Source organism: Streptomyces sp. NPDC052773 (assembly GCF_044547145.1).
In the GTDB taxonomy this organism is placed as follows: domain Bacteria; phylum Actinomycetota; class Actinomycetes; order Streptomycetales; family Streptomycetaceae; genus Streptomyces.
This window is the reverse complement of record NZ_JBITZX010000011.1, coordinates 192216-213347: the sequence shown is the minus strand read 5'-3', so window position 1 is coordinate 213347 and position 21132 is coordinate 192216. Positions and strand designations below refer to the sequence as shown.

15 protein-coding genes and 1 pseudogene are annotated in these 21132 nt (G+C 70.3%); 4 read left to right on the top strand and 12 right to left on the bottom strand.

Features of this window, described 5'->3' with window-relative positions; genetic code table 11:
• Positions 1-119: 119 nt before the first annotated feature.
• Positions 120-1136: a LacI family DNA-binding transcriptional regulator gene (locus ACIG0D_RS24415; RefSeq protein ID WP_399804560.1), complete on the top strand. Its 1017-nt coding sequence runs from the start codon at positions 120-122 to the stop codon at positions 1134-1136.
• A 58-nt stretch (positions 1137-1194) separates the two neighbouring features.
• Here the strand turns inward: ACIG0D_RS24415 and prcA are convergent, their stop codons facing one another.
• From prcA to arc, 5 genes are all read right to left on the bottom strand, one after another.
• A complete protein-coding gene (prcA, locus tag ACIG0D_RS24410) occupies positions 1195-1956 on the bottom strand; it encodes a proteasome subunit alpha (RefSeq protein WP_399804557.1) in 762 nt (253 codons plus the stop codon).
• Between the two features lie 59 nt (positions 1957-2015).
• Positions 2016-2861, bottom strand: coding sequence for a proteasome subunit beta (prcB, locus tag ACIG0D_RS24405; RefSeq protein ID WP_399804554.1), 846 nt, complete (start codon positions 2859-2861; stop codon positions 2016-2018).
• A gap of 253 nt (positions 2862-3114) precedes the next feature.
• Complete coding sequence (locus ACIG0D_RS24400; RefSeq protein WP_062154959.1) at positions 3115-3333, bottom strand: ubiquitin-like protein Pup; 219 nt, start codon at positions 3331-3333, stop codon at positions 3115-3117.
• Positions 3334-3502: 169 nt separating this feature from the next.
• On the bottom strand, positions 3503-5014 hold the full coding sequence (dop, locus tag ACIG0D_RS24395) for a depupylase/deamidase Dop (RefSeq protein ID WP_399804551.1): 1512 nt from the start codon (positions 5012-5014) through the stop codon (positions 3503-3505).
• 245 nt (positions 5015-5259) lie between these two features.
• Positions 5260-7026, bottom strand: a complete 1767-nt coding sequence (gene arc / locus ACIG0D_RS24390) for a proteasome ATPase (protein WP_399804548.1) — start codon at positions 7024-7026, stop codon at positions 5260-5262.
• A 245-nt stretch (positions 7027-7271) separates the two neighbouring features.
• Between arc and ACIG0D_RS24385 the strand changes: the two genes are divergently transcribed.
• Complete coding sequence (locus ACIG0D_RS24385) at positions 7272-7577, top strand: ferredoxin (protein WP_365764273.1); 306 nt, start codon at positions 7272-7274, stop codon at positions 7575-7577.
• 58 nt (positions 7578-7635) lie between these two features.
• On the opposite strand, the gene ACIG0D_RS24380 is transcribed toward ACIG0D_RS24385, so the two are convergent.
• From ACIG0D_RS24380 to ACIG0D_RS24370, 3 genes are all read right to left on the bottom strand, one after another.
• Positions 7636-8211 carry a hypothetical protein gene (locus ACIG0D_RS24380; RefSeq protein WP_399804544.1) on the bottom strand — a complete coding sequence of 192 codons (576 nt, stop codon included), beginning with the start codon at positions 8209-8211 and terminating at the stop codon, positions 7636-7638.
• A gap of 284 nt (positions 8212-8495) precedes the next feature.
• A complete protein-coding gene (locus tag ACIG0D_RS24375) occupies positions 8496-9398 on the bottom strand; it encodes a tRNA (adenine-N1)-methyltransferase (protein ID WP_399804541.1) in 903 nt (300 codons plus the stop codon).
• A gap of 69 nt (positions 9399-9467) precedes the next feature.
• On the bottom strand, positions 9468-11006 hold the full coding sequence (locus ACIG0D_RS24370) for a site-2 protease family protein (RefSeq protein WP_399804538.1): 1539 nt from the start codon (positions 11004-11006) through the stop codon (positions 9468-9470).
• Between the two features lie 176 nt (positions 11007-11182).
• On the opposite strand from ACIG0D_RS24370, the pseudogene ACIG0D_RS24365 reads away from it, so the two are divergent.
• Positions 11183-12150, top strand: a pseudogene (locus ACIG0D_RS24365) (RecB family exonuclease).
• Positions 12151-12164: 14 nt separating this feature from the next.
• Positions 12165-12836, top strand: a complete 672-nt coding sequence (locus tag ACIG0D_RS24360; protein WP_073942070.1) for a response regulator transcription factor — start codon at positions 12165-12167, stop codon at positions 12834-12836.
• 93 nt (positions 12837-12929) lie between these two features.
• Here ACIG0D_RS24360 and ACIG0D_RS24355 read toward each other — a convergent pair whose 3' ends face one another.
• From ACIG0D_RS24355 to metH, 4 genes are all read right to left on the bottom strand, one after another.
• The gene (locus ACIG0D_RS24355) at positions 12930-14510 is read right to left on the bottom strand and encodes an ABC transporter substrate-binding protein (protein WP_399804535.1); all 1581 of its coding nucleotides are present in this window, start codon (positions 14508-14510) and stop codon (positions 12930-12932) included.
• 70 nt (positions 14511-14580) lie between these two features.
• On the bottom strand, positions 14581-16185 hold the full coding sequence (locus ACIG0D_RS24350; protein WP_399804532.1) for an ABC transporter substrate-binding protein: 1605 nt from the start codon (positions 16183-16185) through the stop codon (positions 14581-14583).
• 423 nt (positions 16186-16608) lie between these two features.
• Positions 16609-17310 carry an HAD family hydrolase gene (locus ACIG0D_RS24345; RefSeq protein WP_399804530.1) on the bottom strand — a complete coding sequence of 234 codons (702 nt, stop codon included), beginning with the start codon at positions 17308-17310 and terminating at the stop codon, positions 16609-16611.
• Positions 17311-17496: 186 nt separating this feature from the next.
• Positions 17497-21009 (bottom strand): methionine synthase, encoded by a 3513-nt coding sequence (metH, locus tag ACIG0D_RS24340; protein WP_399804527.1) that lies wholly within the window; start codon positions 21007-21009, stop codon positions 17497-17499.
• Between the last annotated feature and the right edge of the window lie 123 nt (positions 21010-21132).

Sequence of the window (21132 nt, the reverse complement as noted above, 5' to 3'; positions counted from 1 at the left end):
GTCCCCCGCCTTCCGGCTCGAAGTTTTACGTATAACGTCCTCCGTCATACGTACCATGTCCGCTGTTCGCACGTCCAGGCGGAGCCCGGGCGCGACCCCCACGAAGGAGCAGCCCGACGGTGGCACGAGCCAGCACCCGCCCCACGAGCCGCGACGTCGCCGAGGCCGCCGGAGTCTCGCAGGCCGCCGTGTCCCTCGTCCTGGGCGACAAATGGCGCGGCCGGGTCTCCGAGGCGACGGCCGAGCGGGTCCGCCGGGCCGCGCGGGACCTCGGCTACCGGCCCAACCTGGCCGCCCGCAACCTGCGCCTCGGCCGCACCCGCACCGTGCTCCTCGTGGTCCCCGCGCTGACCACCGAGTTCTTCGCCGGCGTCTACACCGGCGCCGCGCGCGTCGCCGCCGCCCACGGCTTCGGCGTCGTGCTCTACCCCTCCCCCGAGGGCATCGGCCCCGCGCGGGACCCCTTCGCCTCCGCCCAGGCCGCCCTGGACGGCGTCATCGCCTCGTCCATGGCCGCCGACGCCCTCACCGCCATCCGCGGCGACCAGCTGCCCCTCGTCATGCTCGACAGCGACCCCGAGGGCAGCCTCGGCGCCGCCACCGTCAACCTCGACATCACCGACGGCGTGCGTCAGGTCGCCGAACACCTCCTCGGCCTCGGCCACCGCCGCTTCCTGCACCTCGCCGCCGACGTCCCCTCCTGGACCTTCGAGATCCGGGCCCGGGAGCTGGCCGCGCGGGTCGGCGCCGTCCCCGGCACCACCGTGCGCACCGCGCCCGCGCCGATCTCCATCGAGGGCGCCCGCGCCGCCGCCGAAGCCGCGCTCACCGCGCCGGGCCCGCGCCCCACCGCCATCGTCTGCGACGACGACAAACTCGCCGCCGGCGCCTACAAGGCCGCACGCCGCCTGGGCCTGCGCATCCCCGACGACATCTCCGTCACCGGCCTCGACGACCTCGCCCTGGCCACCGCCATCGACCCCGAGCTGACCACCGTCCGCCTCGACGCCGAGCTGTTCGGCGAGCGCGGCATGCAGGCCCTCCTGGCCGTCCTGGAGGGCCGTACACCGCCGCGCGGGGACATCCCGGTGGAACTCGTCGTCCGGGGTTCCACGGCGCCGCCACCGGCCGTCTGAACGCGCGACGCCCCGGTCCTCGACGGACCGGGGCGTTCTGTTCACGCGCGGGCGGAGGTCACTCCTCCTCGGAGGACTCGGAGGACTCGGAGGACGCGCCGCCCTCCGTCTCGGCGGCCGTGTCCTCGGCCAGCAGCCGCGACAGCTGCCCACCGGTGATCCGCTTGAACTTCCGCTTCTGCGGACGCGTACGGTCCAGCACCGCGACCTCCAGGCGCTCGGCGGGGATCTCCCGCTGCGACCCGTTCGACTCGCGGGACAGCGCCTGGACCGCCAGCTTCAGCGCCTCCGCCAGGGTCATGCCGTCCCGGTGGCGCTGGTCCAGATAGTTGCTGATCAGCTCGGCGTTGCCGCCGACCGCGACCGAGCCGTGCTCGTCCACGATCGAGCCGTCGTGCGGCAGCCGGTAGATCTGGTCGCCCTCCGGCGTCTCACCGACCTCCGCCACGACCAGCTCGACCTCGTACGGCTTCTCGCCGGCGCTGGAGAAGATCGTGCCCAGCGTCTGCGCGTAGACGTTGGCGAGGCCGCGGGCGGTCACGTCCTGCCGGTCGTAGGTGTAACCGCGCAGGTCGGCGTAGCGGACGCCGCCGATGCGCAGGTTCTCGTACTCGTTGTACTTGCCGGCCGCGGCGAAGCCGATCCGGTCGTAGATCTCGCTGAACTTGTGCAGCGCGCGGGACGGGTTCTCGCCGACGAACACGATGCCGTCGGCGTACTGCAGCACGACCAGGCTCCGGCCGCGCGCGATGCCCTTGCGGGCGTACTCGGCCCGGTCGGCCATGGCCTGCTGGGGAGAGACATAGAACGGCGTCGACACCGGTTATCCGTCCCTTTCTGTGGAAGTCACTGGATCACCTGACAACAAAGCGCCCACGGTCAGAGCAGGGCGGCCCGCGGGCCGTCCGGCTGCTCCAGACGCCGCTCCAGCACCGAGCGGGCGATCTGCGAGGACTCGTCCTCGGTGAGCCGGCGGAAGCCGTCCTCGGTGATCACGGTGACGATCGGGTAGATCCGGCGGGCGACATCGGGACCACCGGTCGCCGAGTCGTCGTCTGCCGCGTCGTACAGGGCCTGGACGACGAGCGTCGTGGCCTCTGCCTCGGTCAGATCGTCACGGAAGAGCTTCTTCATGGCGCCGCGCGCGAAGATCGAGCCGGAGCCGGTGGCGGCGTACCCGTGCTCCTCGGAGCGGCCGCCCGTCACGTCGTAGGAGAAGATGCGGCCCTTGGCGCGGTCCAGGTCGTACCCGGCGAAGAGCGGCACCACGGCCAGGCCCTGCATGGCCATGGCGAGGTTGGACCGGATCATCGTCGACAGCCGGTTCGCCTTGCCCTCCAGGGAGAGCTGCGCCCCTTCGACCTTCTCGAAGTGTTCGAGTTCCAGCTGGAACAGCTTGACCATCTCGACGGCCAGACCGGCGGTGCCGGCGATGCCGACGGCCGAGTACTCGTCCGCCGGGAAGACCTTCTCGATGTCCCGCTGCGCGATGACGTTGCCCATCGTGGCCCGGCGGTCACCGGCGAGCACGACGCCGCCGGGGAACGTCACGGCCACGATGGTCGTCCCGTGCGGGGCCTCGACCACACCCTGGGTGGGCGGGAGTTGCCGGTTCCCGGGCAGCAGCTCCGGCTGGTGCTCCGACAGGAAGTCCATGAACGAAGAAGATCCAGGCGTCAGGAAGGCAGCTGGTAGACGCCCGGTGTCACGAGTGTTGGCTTCCACGCGTTTCCTTCCGATTAGTCAACAGGCCGAGGCCGGAATTGCAGTTGAAGCACAGTACGACGGACCCTACCCGTCTTGTGGTGGTGATCCACATGCGGTGGCGGAAGCCGTTCGGCGAAGACAGCGCGGCGCCGGTAGCACGCGGCACCTGACTCCGCCGCGCGCTCCCGGCACCGCACCGGTGCACCGCTTCCCGGGCGCCCCCTCGCCCTCTCCCGGCCTTCGGTTCGAAGGCGGGTGAGGCAGGCTGCCTTTACTGGCCACCCTTCTGAACGAAGGACCTCACGAAGTCCTCGGCGTTCTCCTCGAGCACGTCGTCGATCTCGTCCAGGACGGAGTCCACGTCGTCGCTCAGCTTCTCGTGACGCTCCTTGAGGTCCTCGGAAGCCTGCGCCTCCGCCGCCTGCTCCTCGACCTCCTCGGTGGACCGGGTGGCCTTCTGCTGTCCGCCGCCGGTGTCCTTGGTCGCCATCACCCTCACCCCGCTCGGTTCGCCCGACACAGTTGCTGGTTCAAGATCAGACCCTACTCTCCGGGTCTGACAACGGCCCCGCAGTTTCTCCAACGCACGGGGCCCATCTCGATGATTCCCGGAGCCGGTGTTTTCCACCCTGCCCGGCCGGCTCCCCCCGGGTACCCGCTCAGCCGCCGGAGAGCACCCTGACCAGGTCCTCGGCGGTGCGGCAGCGGTCCAGGAGCTCCTTGACGTGATTACGCGTTCCGCGAAGCGGTTCCAGGGTTGGGACGCGCTGGAGGGAGTCCCGGCCCGGGAGGTCGAAGATCACGGAGTCCCAGGAGGCCGCGGCCACGTCGTCGGCGTACTGCTCCAGGCAGCGACCGCGGAAGTAGGCCCGCGTGTCCTCCGGCGGCTTCTGCTTGGCCCGCTCGACGTCCGCCTCGTCCAGGAGCCGCTTCATCCGGCCCCGGGCCACCAGACGGTTGTAGAGGCCCTTCTCGGGGCGTACGTCGGCGTACTGGAGGTCGACGAGGTGGAGCCGCGCGGCGTCCCAGTCGAGGTTGTCGCGGCGGCGGTAGCCCTCCATGAGCTCCCGCTTGGCGACCCAGTCCAGCTCGCCGGCCAGGCTCATGGGGTCGTTCTCCAGGTGGGTGAGCACGTCCTCCCAGCGGGAGAGCACGTCCTTGGTCTGCTCGTCCGCGTCGGCACCGAAGCGTTCCTCCACGTACTTGCGCGACAGCTCGTAGTACTCCATCTGGAGCTGGACCGCGGTGAGCGTCCGGCCGCTGCGCAGGGTGATCAGACGCTTGAGGGACGGGTCGTGCGAGACCTGGTGGAGGGTGCGGACGGGCTGGTCCACTGCCAGATCGACGGCGATGAAGCCGTCCTCGATCATGGACAGGACCAGGGCCGTCGTGCCCAGCTTGAGGTACGTCGAGATCTCGGACAGGTTGGCGTCGCCGATGATCACGTGCAGCCGGCGGTACTTCTCCGCGTCGGCGTGGGGCTCGTCGCGGGTGTTGATGATCGGGCGCTTGAGGGTGGTCTCCAGGCCGACCTCGACCTCGAAGTAGTCCGCGCGCTGGCTGAGCTGGAAGCCGTGCTCGTGGCCGTCCTGACCGATGCCCACGCGGCCGGCGCCGGCGAAGACCTGGCGGGAGACGAAGAAGGGCGTGAGGTGGCGCACGATGTCCGAGAAGGGGGTCTCCCGCTTCATCAGGTAGTTCTCGTGCGTGCCGTAGGAGGCGCCCTTGTTGTCGGTGTTGTTCTTGTAGAGGTGGATCGGCTGGGCGCCGGGGAGCTGCGCGGCCCGCTCGGCGGCCTCGGCCATGATCCGCTCGCCGGCCTTGTCCCAGAGGACGGCGTCGCGGGGGTTGGTGACCTCGGGCGCGCTGTACTCGGGGTGCGCGTGGTCGACGTAGAGCCGTGCGCCGTTGGTGAGGATGACGTTGGCCAGGCCGATGTCCTCGTCGGTGAGCTGGCTGGCGTCGGCGGCCTCGCGGGCGAGGTCGAAGCCCCGTGCGTCCCGCAGCGGATTCTCCTCCTCGAAGTCCCAGCGGGCCCGGCGGGCCCGGTGCATCGCCGCCGCGTAGGCGTTGACGATCTGGGATGAGGTGAGCATGGCATTGGCGTTGGGGTGGCCGGGGACGGAGATCCCATATTCCGTCTCGATGCCCATTACTCGCCGTACGGTCATGCGGCCCTCCTTGCCCGGCGGAGTCCTCGGTCGTGGGCCCCGCTCAGATACCGCTGGCGCTCGGTTGCGTGTGCGGTGCCCGTCCCCGCACTGCGCGACTCGGCGGTACGGAAGAGCCTAGAACGCCTTTGCGCTGGTGGGGAGATCATTTGCGTCATTGCCTCGCGCGCCCCTCGTTCCGGCCGGCGCCGGAAAAACAGTCGGCTGCGGGTACCCGGGAAGGGCACCCGCAGCCGCCCTGTGTTTTACAGGTACTGTCCGGTGTTCGCCACCGTGTCGATGGAGCGTCCGGTGTCCGCGCCCTGCTTTCCGGTGATGAGGGTGCGGATGTAAACGATCCGCTCGCCCTTCTTTCCGGAGATCCGGGCCCAGTCGTCCGGGTTGGTGGTGTTGGGCAGGTCCTCGTTCTCCTTGAACTCGTCCACGCACGCCTGGAGGAGGTGGGAGACCCGAAGGCCCTTCTGGTTGTGCTCGAGGAAGTCCTTGATCGCCATCTTCTTGGCGCGGCCCACGATGTTCTCGATCATGGCGCCGGAATTGAAGTCCTTGAAGTACAGGACTTCCTTGTCGCCATTGGCGTAGGTCACCTCGAGGAAGCGGTTTTCCTCGGATTCGGCGTACATGTGTTCCACGGCCGTCTGGATCATGGCCTGGACGCACGCCGCCTTGTCGCCGCCGTGCTCGGTGAGGTCCTCCGCGTGGAGCGGGAGACGCTCGGTGAGGTACTTGCCGAAGATGTCCTTGGCCGCCTCGGCGTCCGGACGCTCGATCTTGATCTTGACGTCGAGCCGGCCGGGACGCAGGATCGCGGGGTCGATCATGTCCTCGCGGTTCGAGGCGCCGATCACGACCACGTTCTGCAGGCCCTCCACGCCGTCGATCTCGGCGAGCAGCTGCGGGACGATGGTGTTCTCCACGTCCGAGCTGACGCCGGAGCCACGGGTGCGGAAGAGGGACTCCATCTCGTCGAAGAAGACGATGACGGGGGTGCCCTCGCTGGCCTTCTCACGGGCCCGCTGGAAGACCAGGCGGATCTGCCGCTCGGTCTCGCCGACGTACTTGTTGAGGAGCTCGGGGCCCTTGATGTTCAGGAAGAAGCTCTTGCCCGCCGCCTGGCCGGTCACTTCCGCGACCTTCTTGGCCAGTGAGTTGGCGACGGCCTTGGCGATGAGTGTCTTGCCGCATCCGGGGGGCCCGTACAGCAGGACGCCCTTGGGCGGCCGCAGTTCGTGCTCCTTGAACAGGTCCGGGTACAGGTACGGAAGCTCGACCGCGTCGCGGATGGCTTCGATCTGGTTGCCGAGGCCGCCGATCTGGTCGTAACCGATGTCGGGGACCTCTTCGAGGACGAGTTCCTCGACCTCGCTCTTGGGCACGACCTCGTAGACGTAGCCGGAGCGGGGTTCGAGCAGGAGGGCGTCGCCGGGGCGGATGGTGACGTCCAGCAGCGGCTCGGCGAGCCGTACCACCCGCTCCTCGTCGGTGTGCCCGAGCACCAGGGCCCGCTCGCCGTCCTCGAGGATCTCCTTGAGGGTGACGATGTCACCGACGCGCTCGAACTCCATGGCCTCGACCACGTTGAGCGCCTCGTTGAGCATGACTTCCTGGCCGCGCCGGAGCTCGTCCAGCTCGACGCTGGGGCTGACGTTCACCCGGAGCTTGCGGCCCCCGGTGAAGATGTCTGCGGTGCCGTCCTCGTTCGCCTGCAGGAAGACACCGAAGCCGGCCGGCGGCTGTGCGAGCCGGTCGACCTCCTCCTTGAGGGCCACGATCTGGTCGCGGGCCTCACGGAGCGTGTTCGCGAGTCGTTCGTTCTGGGCGGACACGCCGGCCAGGTTTGTCTGCAGCTCGACGATCCGCTCTTCGAGAATCCTCGTGTGTCGCGGAGAGTCGGCGAGCTTGCGTCGCAGGACGGCGATCTCCTGCTCAAGGTAGGCGATCTGCCCGGCCGGGTCGTCGGACCCGCGTCCCGGGCGGATGCCGCGGTTCATGTCGTCGTCGTGGGCTGCCACGGTCCTCACCTCCTCCAAGGGGAGCTGGACGCTTCCAGACCCTACCTGGGTGGGTGTCGATTGAAACCCCTAGATCACAAAGACGGTCGGGGTGTGTCCGATCTTCACCCTTGCGCTCTCCCTCACGCCAGGGGGATACCCACCGAACGCGATTGAAAAGCGACCAGAGGTAGGGTCGAAGCGTTCAACACCCGCCAGAGCTGGCCGGATTCCCGTGCGGCTCGGTGCAGAAAACGGCAGGAGAGATGACCGTGCAGCAGGAGGCCGGAGTCGACGGCGAGGCTCTGGAGGTCTGGATCGATCAGGATCTCTGTACCGGCGACGGCATCTGCGCGCAGTACGCGCCCGAGGTGTTCGAGCTGGACATCGACGGTCTGGCCTATGTGAAGGGCGCCGGGGAAGAACTGCTTCAGGAGCCGGGAGCGACAACGCCCGTGCCGCTGCCGCTCCTCACGGATGTGATCGACTCGGCGAAGGAGTGTCCCGGCGAGTGCATCCACGTACGTCGAGTTTCGGACAGGGTCGAGGTCTACGGCCCGGACGCAGAGTGACCAGATCTGCACGGTGCGTTACTACTGTCTGATTTCTCACACGGTTCGCCGACGGCCGTCAGACGCTGCGGGCACCCGCGGGTGACGAGCGGACGAACGCGCCGTTCTCCCACCGCCACTTCGCGCGGTCCTCGGTGTCCGGGCAGCAGGTGGGCACGTCGTCGGACGAGTAGCCGAGCAGCGTGGCGGTCACCGCGCCGTCACGGACGGCGAAGTCCTTGACCGTGTAGCGGTCCTTGGGGTCGACCAGGGTGGCCACCACGCGCGTGGGCGCGTCGTCGGCGCCGCGCGTGAGGACGTAGATGCCGTCGGGCGGGGTGCTGATGCCCGCGTCGCAGTGCACCACGGCCACCGTCTCCGGCCGGCCGTCGCCGTCGAGGTCCCCGGTCGCCTCGCGCTCCACCACGGCCTCGACGGGGCCGCATTCGAGGGGGAAGTCCACGCCGTCGGTCGCGGGCGCGGCGGCCACGGGCGCGGACTGGGGCCCCAGGCCCGGCTCCTGGGCGGCGGTGGCCGCGCCCGGCTGGAGGAGCGCGGAGAGAGCCACCACGCCGGCGAGCGCGGTGGCGGTGGCCAGCCAGTGGATCGGGCGGGTGTGCGTGTGGGCCAGTTCCGGGACCGCGGATTGCTGCACTAGGAGTGTCTCCTGTGAGGGCTGTGCCGGTGGGGTGGCCAGCATGGTGCCACACGTCACAGCGCGGGGGAACGGCGGGGTGGGGGCTGGTATCGGCCGACCGCGCGCGGAGGGCTCACGAGGCTCGGCGGGCCCGCGGGGGCGTCAAAAGCGCGGCGCCGTGGAGGAGTTCCGCGCGGGGTGCGGGAACTCGGCCACGGCGCCGGGACGTTGTACGCGACACGGGGCCGGCGGGTGAGACACCCCCTAGGCCGCCTCGGCGGCTGCGCGCGGCCCGGGTCCGGCTAGCGGCCCATGCCTCCGTCGGCGTTGGGGCCCGTGTAGTCCTCGCCGTAGGCGCCCTTGGCGGGGCGGCGGCGGCGCATGGGCGGCTCGACACCGTCCGCGAGGCGGCGGGCGGTGAGGAGGAAGCCGGTGTGGCCGATCATCCGGTGGTCCGGGCGGACCGCCAGGCCCTCGATGTGCCAGTTGCGGATCATCGTCTCCCAGGCGGTCGGCTCGTTGAAGCAGCCGATCTCGCGGATGGACTCGACGGTCCGGGCGAGCTGGGTGGTGGTCGCGACGTAGCAGCACAGGATGCCGCCGGGCACGAGCGCCTTGGAGACGGCCTCCAGGCACTCCCAGGGGGCGAGCATGTCGAGGATGACGCGGTCGACGTCGGTGTCGGACAGGTTGTCCTGGAGGTCGCCGACGGTGAGCTGCCAGGCGGGGTGCGGGCCGCCGAAGTAGCGCTCCACGTTCTGCTTGGCGATCTCCGCGAAGTCCTCGCGGCGCTCGTAGGAGTGCAGCATGCCCTGGTCGCCGATGGCCCGCAGCAGGAAGCTGCTGAGCGAGCCGGAGCCGACGCCGGCCTCCACGACGCGGGCGCCGGGGAAGATGTCGGCGAAGGCGAGGATCTGCCCCGCGTCCTTGGGGTAGACGACGGCTGCCCCGCGGGGCATGGACAGGACGTAGTCGGGGAGCAGGGGGCGCAGCGCGAGATAGGCGACGTTCCCCGTCGTACGGACAACGCTGCCCTCGGGAGCGCCGATCAGTTCGTCGTGCGGGAAGGAACCCTTGTGGGTGTGGAAGTTCTTCCCGGCCTCGAGCGTGAACGTGTAGTGGCGGCCCTTGGGGTCGGTCAGCTGTACCTGGTCCCCGACCTTGAAGGGCCCGCGGCGGCGGGCGGCACCGGTCGGTTCGGACATGTGAACAGCCTACCGGGCTTTGCCGTGGCAGCCGACCACGGCTTGGGGAGGGCGGCCGGGGGCGCCGGGTCAGCTGGGCCGTGCCATCGCCTTGACGAAGGCGCGTTCCACGTCGGCGGCGGACAGGACGCCGTAGATCTCGCCGGTCTGCTCCACGACCAGGTACTCGGTGGCGGGGTGGGCGCGCAGGGCGTCCAGCAGTTCCTCGCCGGCCAGCTCGGCGGAGACCCGCATCCCGTCGGTGAGCTCCTGGGCGAGGCCGCTGACGGCGACCCAGGGGCGGCGGTGCTCGGGGACGCCGACGATGGCGGCCTCGCGGACGATCGAGAGCGGGCTGCCGTCGGCGTCGACGACGACCAGGGCGCGGGCGCCGGCGGCGTTGGCGCGGCGCAGGGCCTCGGAGAGCGGGGTGTCGCCCGGGACGGGCACCGCGCGGCGGGTCAGGGTGCGGGCGCGCAGCTCGGGGAGGTGTTCGCGCAGCCGGGCGACGCGGAGGCTGTTGCCGGCGCCGGTCCAGATGATCGCGGCCAGGATCGCGGCGAGCAGGGCGTCCAGGACGGTGTCCATGCCGACGTTGTCCTCGGCGTCCGCGCCGAGGAGGCCGGACTGGGTGAGCAGCGGCAGGCCGATCAGGACGGAGACGGCGAGCGCGCGGCCGACCCAGGCGGCGGCGATCGTGCCGCTCATCGGCTTGCCGGTGAGCTTCCAGACGACGGCGCGCAGCATCCGGCCCCCGTCCAGGGGCAGGCCGGGCAGCAGGTTGAAGACGGCGACGATGAGGTTGGAGATCATCAGGCCGGCGAGCAGGACGCTGGGGACCGTGCCGGGCTCCACGGGCTGCATGGCGAGGTAGAAGACGCCGGCGAGGACGAGGGAGAGCAGCGGGCCGACGAAGGCCAGGACGAATTCCCGGCCGGGGGTCTCGGCCTCTTTCTCGATCTCGGAGACGCCGCCGAAGAACTGGAGCTGGATGCGGCGGACCGGCAGCTTGAAGCGGAGGGCGGCGACCGTGTGGGCCAGCTCGTGGACGAGGACGGAGGCGTAGAAGGCGACCGCGAAGAACAGCGCCACCAGGTACCGGGCGCCGCCCAGCTCGGGCAGCATGTGGTCGAGCTGGCCGCCGAAGACCCAGGTGATGAGGGCGGCGACGAGGAACCAGCTGGGCGTCACGTACACGGGCACGCCGAAGGGGCGGCCCATCAGCAGCCCGCCGCCGGGCTCGGGGCGCTGGGGCGCGGGGCCCCGTCGGCCCTTGGGGCCGGAGTGGGCGGGGGTGCGGTCGTGGTCGCCGGGGCGGGGGCCGTCCGCGCCGGTGTCGGAGGGCTGGACGGCCGGGGCGTCCGGCGGGGCCGGGGCTTCGTCCTTCTCGGCGGCGGGCTTCTCGGCGGGCTTCTCGACGGCGGGCTTCTCCGGGGCCGGTTTCTCGAGGACCGGCTTCCCGGCGGGGCCCGTCGCGTCGGCGGTGCCGGTGGCGTGGCTCGCCGTCCGGTCCTCGCGGACCGGCGCGTCGGGGGTGGGGTGAGGGGCCGGGGTCGCCGGTGTCGCGTGAGGTCCGGTCGAGTTGTCGTTGCCCGACCGCGGCTGCCCGCTCCCGCCGCTCTCGTCCACGATGTCCCCTCGTTCGAAGCGTGTCCCGCGCCTGCCGGGCGGAAGGTCTCGGGTCGATGGTATGCGGCCACGGGGGTGCGTTCCGCCCCGGCACCCCGTCTGTTTTCCCCGTCGCCGCCGGTGCACACGACCGTGGCGGGGATCACTGTCAGTGGTGGGCCGTAAGGTCTGTGGACATGGAGACGAGCACCGAGGGCGTGACGGAGGCCCACAGCGACGGTACGGCGGAGCCCGCGCCCGCCGGCATGATCACGGCTGCGGCCGGGACGGCGGAGGAGGCCGCTCCCGCCGCCCCCGCCATACCGCCGACCTCCCTCTCCCCCTCCCGCGCCGGCGACTTCATGCAGTGCCCGCTGCTGTACCGGTTCCGGGTGATCGACCGGCTGCCGGAGAAGCCCAGCGAGGCGGCGACCAAGGGCACGCTGGTGCACGCGGTGCTGGAGCGGCTGTTCGACGCGCCCGCCGCGGAGCGCACCCCGCCGCGCGCCAAGTCGCTGATCCCGGGGCAGTGGGACCGGCTGCGGGAGTCCCGTCCCGAGCTGGCCGAGCTGTTCGCCGACGATCCGGAGGGCGAGCGGATGGCCCGCTGGCTCGGTGAGGCGGAGCAGCTCGTGGAGCGCTGGTTCACGCTGGAGGACCCGAGCCGGCTGGAGCCCGCGGAGCGGGAGCTGTTCGTCGAGGCGGAGCTGGAGTCGGGGCTCCGGCTGCGCGGCATCATCGACCGGGTCGACGTGGCGCCCACGGGCGAGGTGCGGATCGTCGACTACAAGACGGGCAAGGCGCCCCGGCCGGAGTACGCCGACAGCGCGCTGTTCCAGATGACGTTCTACGCCCTGGTGGTGTGGCGGCTGAAGAACGTGATCCCGCGCCGTCTCCAGCTCGTCTACCTCGGCAGCGGGGACGTGCTGACGTACGACCCGGTCCGGGCGGACCTCGAGCGGGTGGAGCGCAAGCTGCTCGCGCTGTGGGAGGCGATCCGGCGGGCGACCGAGACCGGGGACTGGCGGCCCCGCCCCACGAAGCTGTGCGGCTGGTGCGACCACCAGGCGCACTGCCCGGAGTTCGGCGGCACTCCCCCGCCCTATCCGCTGCCCACCCGCTCCCCGTGAGCCGGGCCGCGCAGGGCAGAATGGGGCCGGACTAGCGAAGGAGACTTACGTGGCCATCCGTGTCCTACTGGTCGACGACCAGCCGCTGCTGCGTACGGGCTTCCGGATGATCCTGGAGGCCGAGCAGGACATCGCGGTCGTCGGCGAGGCCGGGGACGGCCTCCAGGCCCTCGACCAGGTGCGGGCTCTGCAGCCCGATGTGGTCCTGATGGACATCCGCATGCCCCGGATGGACGGTGTGGAGGCCACCCGGCAGATCACCGGCCCCGGTCGGGACGGTCCGGCGAAGGTGCTGGTGCTGACCACCTTCGACCTGGACGAGTACGTGGTGGAGGCCCTGCGCGCCGGGGCGAGCGGCTTCCTGCTGAAGGACGCGCCCGCGCACGAACTGGTGCAGGCGATCCGGGTGGTGGCCGCCGGTGAGGCCATGCTCGCGCCGAGCATCACCCGCCGGCTCCTCGACAAGTACGCCACGCATCTGCCCTCGGGTGACGAGCCGGTGCCGGACACGCTGAACACCCTGACCGACCGTGAGGTCGAGGTGCTGAAGCTGGTGGCGCGCGGTCTGTCGAACGCGGAGATCGCCGCGGACCTGTTCGTCAGCGAGACGACCGTGAAGACGCACGTCGGCCATGTCCTCACCAAGCTGGGGCTGCGCGACCGCGTGCAGGCGGCGGTGTACGCGTACGAGAGCGGGCTGGTGCGTCCCGGCGCCCAGTAGCAGCAGCCAGTACCAGCGGGCGAGCCGTACGACAACGAAGGGCGGCCCTTCCTCCTCGGGGGAGGAAGGACCGCCCTTAGCGTCCGTCACCGCTCAGCTCTTGCTGAGCTCCCAGAACCGGAAGACCGTCGAGGCGTCCAGGCAGTACTCCAGGCCGTAGACGCCGTCGCGGACGACCGCGTACTGCTTGGCCTGCCAGATGGGCAGCATGGGCAGTTCGTCGGCGACGATGTCCTGGAGCGCGGCATAGTCCTTGTCGGTGGCGGCGCGGTCGGACTCGGCGGCCGTGCGCGGGATCAGCGTGCCGGTGATGGTGCTGTTGGTGTAGTTGTTGCCGAGCACGTTGCCCTTGCCGAAGAACGGGGCGGTGAAGTTGTCGGCGTCCGGGTAGTCGGGCACCCAGCCCTTGACGTAGACGCCGTACTTGCCGGCCTCGATGTCCTTCTCGTACTGGTCGAAGGGAACCGACTTGACCTGGGCCTCGAAGAGGCCGCTGGCGTTGAGCTGGCCGGCGATGGCCTGCAACTCCTGGTCGGTGGCGGGGCCGTAGCGGGACGGCGTCGACCAGAGGGTGAGCTTCACCTTGCCGTCGATGCCGTCGGCGCGCAGGGCCGCGGCGGCCTTGGACTTGGAGGGGCTGGCGCCGTAGGTGTCGAAGAAGGCCGTGTTGTGGCCGGCGATACCGGCCGGGATGATCGAGTAGAGCGGAGTGGCGGTGCCCTGGTAGACGTCCTCGATGAGGGCGTCGCGGTCGATCAGGTAGGCGATGGCCTTGCGGACCGAGAGCTTTCCGGCGACCGGGTCGTCCATGTTGAAGACCAGGTGCTGGACCTCGGCGCTGCTTCCCTCGATGACCTCGGCGCCGGAGTCGGCGTCGGCCTTCTCGATGTCGGCGATGTCGCCCGCGCTCAGGCCTCGGTAGGCGATGTCGATCTCGTCGCCGAGGAGCGCCTGCTTCAGGGCGGTTCGGTCGCCGTGGAAGAACTTCAGCGTGACGCCGGAGTTCTTGACCTCGGCGCTGCCCTTGTAGTGCTCGTTGACGGAGAAGACGGCCTCGTCGTCACCGATGGAGTCCAGCTTGTAGGGGCCGGAGCCGACCGCCTGGCCGTCCTCGCGCAGCTTGGTGCCGTCGTACTCGCGGTGGTTGACGATGGAGCCGGCACCGGAGGCGATCTTGCTGGGGAAGGTGGCGTCGGGCACCTTCAGCTTGAAGACGACGGTCCGGTCGTCGGGCGTCTCGACGGAGTCGAGCATGGGGAACATGATCGCCGGACCGTCGGGGTCGTTGATCTTCAGCATGCGGTCGAAGGAGAACTTGACGTCCTTCGAGGTGAGCGGGTCACCGTTGCTGAACTTCAGACCGTCCTTCAGCGTGCACCGGTACACCTTGGTCGAGGTGTCCGTGAAGGAGCACTGCTCCGCGGCCTCCGGCTCCGGCTCGGTGCCTCCCTTCGGGAAGCTGAGCAGCGACTGGAAGACGTTGTTGAACAACAGCCAGGAGCCGGGGTCGTAGCCGGAGGCGGGGTCCGTCGCCAGGACGTCGTCGGACATCCCCATGACGATGGAGGAACCATTCTCTCCCGCGTCACCGTTCTCCGAACCGCATCCGGTCAGCAGGCCGGAGGCCAGCCCCGCCACGAGGGGCAGGACAGGCCACTGCTTGCGCATGTTCACGTGCGTGTGCCTTACGTCGTTCTCGAAGTCCCGGACGGCCGTGCGGCGGCCGGGCACGGGTGAGGAGATGTCAGCCGCTCACACCGCGGCCGAGCTCCCACAGCTGAAGGGTCGAGGAGGAGTTCAGCGCGTAGGCGCTGCCGGTGATGTCGTCACGCGCGGCCACGTACTGCTTGCCCTGCCACAGGGGAAGTACGGGGACGTCCTCGGCGACGGTGTCCTGGATCCGGGTCAGGCTGTCGACGGCGGCGAGCCGGTCGGCCTCACGGCGCGACTGCGGGATCAGGCTGTTGCGGATCTGGCTGTTGGCGTACGGCGAGCCGAGGAAGTTGTCCTTGTCGAGGAAGGGCGCGAGGAAGTTGTCGGCGTCGGGGAAGTCCGGGAACCAGCCCATGCCGAAGACCTCGTACTCGCCCTTCTGCTCGGCGGGGCGGAACGTCGCCCAGGGGGCGCCCTTGATGTCGACGTCGAACAGGCCGCTGTCGTTGAGCTGCTTCTGCAGCAGCTCGAACTCCTTCTTGGTGGCGGCGCCGTAGTGGTCGGTCGTGTAGTGCAGCGTCAGCTTGACCGGGGTGGTGATGTCGGCCTTGGCGAGCAGGGCGCGGGCCTTGGCGACGCTCGGGTCGCCGTAGCGGTTGAAGAACGAGTTGGAGTGGCCGGTGACGGCGGCCGGGACCAGCGAGTACAGCGGTTCGGCCTGGGAGCCGTAGACCTCGGAGACGATCTCCCCGCGGTTGACGATCTGGGCCATGGCCTGGCGGACGGCCTTGCTGCGGACGGCCGGGGCGTCGGTGTTGAAGGCCAGGTAGCGGATCTCGAGGCCGGGCATGTCGACGAGGTTGACGCCCTCGGGGGCGTCGGTGCCCAGCCGCTGGATCTGCTGCGGCGTCATGGTGCGGGACATCAGGTCGATGTCGCCCTTCTCGAGGGCTTCGCCCATGGCGTCGGCGTCCGCGTAGGAGACCAGTTCGACCTTGTCGTTGTTCACCGTCAGGGCGCCCTTGTACGAGGGGTTCTTGGTGAACACGGCCTTGACCAGCTCGCCGTTCCTCTCCTCGGCCTTCAGGGTGTACGGGCCGGAGCCGTCCACGGCGAAGCCGTCGCGCAGCTTGCCCTTGGGGTAGTCGTCGGGGTTGACGATGCCGGCGACCGGGGTGGACAGCTTGTACGGGAAGGTGGCGTCCGCGGTCTTGAGGTGGAAGATGACCTCGCCGTCGCCCTGCGTCTCGACGGTGTCGATGGTGGACAGCAGGGCGAAGACACCGCTGTCGGCCTTGAGGGAGCGGGCGCGGTCGATGGAGTACTTGACGTCGGCGGCGGTGATCGGGTCGCCGTTCGCGAAGGTCAGGTCCTCGCGCAGCCGGCAGGAGTAGCGCTCGTTGCCGGTGTCGGTGAAGCCGCAGCTCTCGGCGGCCTCGGGGACGGGCTCGCCCTCGCCGCGGGGCTGGATCATCAGGGTCTGCACGGTCTGGCGCAGCACGTTCCAGGTGCCGACGTCGTAGGCGTAGGCCGGGTCGAGGGGTGCCGGGGCGTCCTTGGAGGCGATGAACCGGTCCGTGGTGCCGACGGCGATCGCGTCGCCGCCGTCGCTCCCGCCGTCGGACCCGCCGCAGGCGGCGAGCGCGGGCGCGAGCAGGCCGGCCACGGCCGGCAGCACCAAAGTCTTGCGGTTCATGCTCGAGTTTCTCCAGAGCTGTCGAGTCCGTGTATCCGGCATGCAGGGGTGGCGCCGCGGATCACGGGATCAGGGGGTGATGTTCTCGCGACGAGATTAGTGCGCGCCCGCAGCGCGGTTCGCGGGCACCGGAGTTGAACCGCCATCACGCAGCGAAACCGGGCGTGGACACACCGAAAACCCGACAGCGGAAGGATTCGTGCAGCGTCCCATCAATCGGGACACAAGGTCACGGCGCAAACCGCGGAAACCGGGCAAGGAGCACGCGTGGGGTGACGCACCGGACCGCACCCGAGTGGTGAACGTCACATATCCAACGAGGTGTGCGAACGCTGGAATTCGGCCACCCGGAGCGGTTCGAATTCGCCCGCGTGTGCGTTCGATGAATTCCCGCCCAATCGCCGCTGCACGGTGGGTGAAGAGCTAGCGCATTTCCGTCATCAGCCCGCGCAGAAAGGGGAGGTCGACCTCTTCGAGCGAGGTGACCACCGTGCGCCGGGCGGCGGGGGCGATGGGGGCGACGGACGGCACCACGACGACCCGGCAGCCGGCGGCCTCGGCGGCGGCCACGCCGGTGGCGGTGTCCTCGATGACGGCGCACCTGGCCGGATCCGCGCCCAGTCCGGCCGCGGCCAGCAGATACGGGTCGGGGTGCGGCTTGGTGCGCGGCACCTCGTCACCGGCCACGGTCAGGGCGAAGTGCTGGGGGCCGAGCGTGGCGAGTACCCGGTCGATGATGCGCCGGTGGGAGGCGGAGACCAGGGCCGTGGGCACCTCGTGCGCGGCCAGCTCGGCGAGCAGCCGGGCGGCCCCGGGCATCAGCGGCAGCGCCCGGTCGATCCGGTCCTCGAACCCCTGGTTGAGCAGGACGGTGAGTTCGGCCAGGGTGATGTCGGCCCCCGTGGCCTCGATCAGGAACCCCGCGCTGCGGCTCATGGGACCGCCGACCACGACATGGCGCCAGGAGTCGTCGAGGGTGTGCCCGAGGCTCGCGAAGACCTCGACCTCGACGTCCCACCAGAAGCCCTCGGTGTCCACCAGGGTCCCGTCCATGTCGAGGAGCACGGCCTGGAGCGCGGAGCCGTCGGCCGTACGGGTGCCGAGCGCGGGGACGGTGGTCGTCATCCGGCGTACCTCCTTGAGGGACGAGCAGGCCGGTTCCCTTGTGGGGAACCGGCCTCCAGTGGACCGACCAGTGTACGACGTACGTCGGCGAACCGCCTCGTTTGAACGGCGGGGCGGCGGGGCACCCGGCCGTCCCCGCCCTCGGGCACCTCGGCCTGCGCCCAGCCTTGCGCCCCGGCCCGCGTCTCAGCGTGCGTTGAAGTACTTGGCCTCGGGGTGGTGGATGACGATGGCGTCCGTCGACTGCTCGGGGTGCAGCTGGAACTCCTCCGACAGGTGCACGCCGATGCGCTCCGGCTGGAGCAGGTCGGCGATCTTGGCGCGGTCCTCCAGGTCGGGGCAGGCGCCGTAGCCGAGGGAGAAGCGCGCGCCGCGGTACTTCAGCGCGAACATGTCCTCGATGTCGGCCGGGTCCTCGCCGGCGAAGCCCAGTTCGGAGCGGACCCGGGCGTGCCAGTACTCGGCCAGCGCCTCGGCCAACTGGACGGACAGGCCGTGCAGTTCGAGGTAGTCGCGGTAGGCGTTGGTCTCGAACAGCTTCGCGGTCTCCTCGCCGATGCGGGAGCCGACGGTGACGACCTGGAGCCCGACGACGTCCGTCTCGCCGGACTCCTCCGGGCGGAAGAAGTCGGCCAGGCACAGCCGCCGGCCGCGGCGCTGGCGGGGGAAGGTGAACCGGGTGCGCTCGTTGCCGGACTCGTCCAGGATGATCAGGTCGTCGTCCTTGGAGACGCAGGGGAAGTAGCCGTAGACGACGGCCGCCTCCAGCAGGTTCTCCGACTGGAGCTTGTCCAGCAGGCCGCGCAGCCGCGGCCTGCCCTCGGTCTCGACCAGCTCCTCGTACGTCGGCCCCTGTCCGGTGCGCGCCTGCTTCAGGCCCCACTGGCCCTTGAACAGCGCGCCCTCGTCCAGCCAGCTCGCGTACTCCTTGAGCTGGATGCCCTTGACGACGCGGGTGCCCCAGAACGGCGGGGTGGGCACGGGGTTGTCGGTGGCGACGTCGGAGCGGACGTGGCCCTCCTCCGGGCGCTCCTCGACCTCGACGGTGGCGGCCCGCACCCGGCGCTGGCGCAGCTCGGGCAGCTTGGCGCCGGGCACGCCCCGCTTGACGCCGATGAGGGCGTCCATCAGGCGCAGGCCCTCGAAGGCGTCGCGGGCGTAGCGGACCTCGCCCTCGTAGATCTCGTGGAGGTCCTGTTCGACGTAGGCGCGGGTGAGGGCGGCGCCGCCGAGGATGACCGGGTAGCGCGCGGCGAGGCCGCGGGCGTTCAGCTCCTCCAGGTTCTCCTTCATGATCACGGTGGACTTCACCAGGAGCCCGGACATGCCGATGACGTCGGCGCGGTGCTCCTCGGCGGCCTCCAGGATCGCGGAGACGGGCTGCTTGATGCCGAGGTTGACGACGTTGTAGCCGTTGTTGGACAGGATGATGTCGACGAGGTTCTTGCCGATGTCGTGGACGTCGCCGCGCACGGTGGCGAGGACGATGGTGCCCTTGCCGTCCTCGTCGGTCTTCTCCATGTGCGGCTCCAGGTAGGCCACGGCGGTCTTCATGACCTCCGCGGACTGGAGCACGAACGGCAGCTGCATCTGGCCGGAGCCGAACAGCTCGCCGACGACCTTCATGCCGTCGAGCAGCGTCTCGTTGACGATCTCCAGCGCCGGGCGCTGGGCGAGCGCCTCGTCGAGGTCGGCTTCGAGCCCGTTGCGTTCGCCGTCGATGATGCGCCGCTTGAGGCGCTCGTCGAGCGGGAGCGCGGCCAGTTCCTCGGCCTTGCCCGCCTTCAGCGACTTCGCGGTGGCGCCCTCGAACAGCTGCATGAGCTTCTGGAGCGGGTCGTAACCCTCGCTGCGCCGGTCGTAGATCAGGTCGAGGGCGGTGTTGACCTGTTCCTCGTCGAAGCGGGCGATCGGCAGGATCTTCGACGCGTGCACGATCGCCGAGTCCAGTCCGGCCTTGACGCACTCGTCGAGGAAGACGGAGTTCAGCAGGATGCGGGCGGCGGGGTTCAGGCCGAAGGAGATGTTGGACAGACCGAGGGTGGTCTGCACGTTCGGGTGGCGGCGCTTGAGCTCGCGGATCGCCTCGATCGTGGCGATGCCGTCCTTGCGGGACTCCTCCTGACCGGTGCAGATGGTGAAGGTAAGGGTGTCGATGAGGATGTCCTCCTCGTGGATGCCCCAGTTGCCGGTCAGGTCGGCGATCAGCCGTTCGGCGATCTCGACCTTCTTCTCCGGGGTGCGGGCCTGGCCCTCCTCGTCGATGGTGAGGGCGATCAGCGCGGCGCCGTGTTCCCTCGCGAGCTGCGTGACCTTGGCGAACCGGGACTCGGGGCCGTCGCCGTCCTCGTAGTTCACCGAGTTGATCACCGCGCGGCCGCCCAGCTTCTCCAGGCCCGCCCGGATCACGTCGACCTCGGTGGAGTCCAGCACGATCGGCAGGGTGGAGGCGGTGGCGAACCGTCCGGCCAGCTCCTCCATGTCGGCGACGCCGTCGCGGCCGACGTAGTCCACGCACAGGTCGAGCATGTGCGCGCCCTCGCGGATCTGCTCGCGCGCCATCTCCACGCAGTCGTCCCAGCGGCCCTCCAGCATGGCCTCGCGGAACTTCTTGGACCCGTTGGCGTTGGTGCGCTCGCCGATCGCCAGGTACGAGGTGTCCTGGCGGAACGGAACGGACTGGTAGAGCGAGGCGGCGCCCGGCTCGGGGCGCGGGTCGCGCTCGACCGGGCGCAGGTCACGGACGCGCTCGGCGACCTGGCGCAGGTGCTCCGGCGTGGTGCCGCAGCAGCCGCCGACCAGGGACAGGCCGTAGTCGCGGACGAAGTTCTCCTGCGCGTCCGCCAGCTCCGGCGCGGTGAGCGGGTAGTACGCGCCGTCCTTGGTCAGCTCGGGCAGGCCGGCGTTGGGCATGCAGGACAGCGGGACGCGCGAGTGCCGGGAGAGGTGGCGCAGGTGCTCGCTCATCTCGGCGGGGCCGGTGGCGCAGTTCAGGCCGATCATGTCGATGCCGAGCGGCTCCAGCGCGGTGAGCGCGGCGCCGATCTCCGAGCCGAGCAGCATCGTGCCGGTGGTCTCGACGGTGACCGACACGATGAGCGGTACGTCGTACCCGGCGATCTCCATCGCGCGGCGGGCGGCGATGACGGAGGCCTTGGTCTGGAGGAGGTCCTGGGTGGTCTCGACGATCAGGGCGTCGGCGCCGCCGGCGAGCAGACCCTCGGCGTTCTGCTGGTAGGCGTCGCGGATGGCGCGGAAGGTGGTGTGGCCGAGGGTGGGCAGCTTGGTGCCGGGGCCCATGGAGCCGAGAACCCAGCGCTGGCGGCCGTCGCGGGCCGTGTACTCGTCGGCGGTCTGCCGGGCGATCCGCGCGCCGGCCTCCGACAGTTCCAGCACGCGGTCGGCGATCTCGTACTCACCCGCCGCGGTGAGGTTGGCGCCGAAGGTGTTGGTCTCCACGCAGTCGACACCGGCGTCGAAGTACGCGGCGTGCACCGAGCGGACGATGTCGGGGCGGGTGACGTTCAGGACCTCGTTGCAGCCCTCCAGGTTCTGGAAGTCCTCGAGGGTGGGTTCCTGGGCCTGGAGCATGGTGCCCATCGCTCCGTCGGCGACCACCACGCGGGTGGCGAGTGCCTCTCGGAGCGCGGACGCACGGGTCCGGCTGTCGGCGGTAGGGGTCGGCGGCAACGAGGCCATGTAAGGGCTCCCTGAGATGCGACGGCTGTCGGCTTTGCGGCGCCTCGGGGCGCGGTCGGGGGACCGACCCGGGGCGGGCGCACGCCGTCAGAGTAACCGGCGAGGGGGCCTATGGTCAGGGGC

Coding starts and splice junctions, on each gene's coding strand:
- ACIG0D_RS24400 (WP_062154959.1), bottom strand. CDS start 3,333: ATGGCGACCAAGGACACCGGCGGCGGACAGCAGAAGGCCACCCGGTCC.
- dop (WP_399804551.1), bottom strand. CDS start 5,014: ATGACCGTACGGCGAGTAATGGGCATCGAGACGGAATATGGGATCTCC.
- ACIG0D_RS24385 (WP_365764273.1), top strand. CDS start 7,272: ATGACCGTGCAGCAGGAGGCCGGAGTCGACGGCGAGGCTCTGGAGGTC.
- ACIG0D_RS24375 (WP_399804541.1), bottom strand. CDS start 9,398: ATGTCCGAACCGACCGGTGCCGCCCGCCGCCGCGGGCCCTTCAAGGTC.
- ACIG0D_RS24350 (WP_399804532.1), bottom strand. CDS start 16,185: ATGAACCGCAAGACTTTGGTGCTGCCGGCCGTGGCCGGCCTGCTCGCG.
- ACIG0D_RS24345 (WP_399804530.1), bottom strand. CDS start 17,310: ATGACGACCACCGTCCCCGCGCTCGGCACCCGTACGGCCGACGGCTCC.
- metH (WP_399804527.1), bottom strand. CDS start 21,009: ATGGCCTCGTTGCCGCCGACCCCTACCGCCGACAGCCGGACCCGTGCG.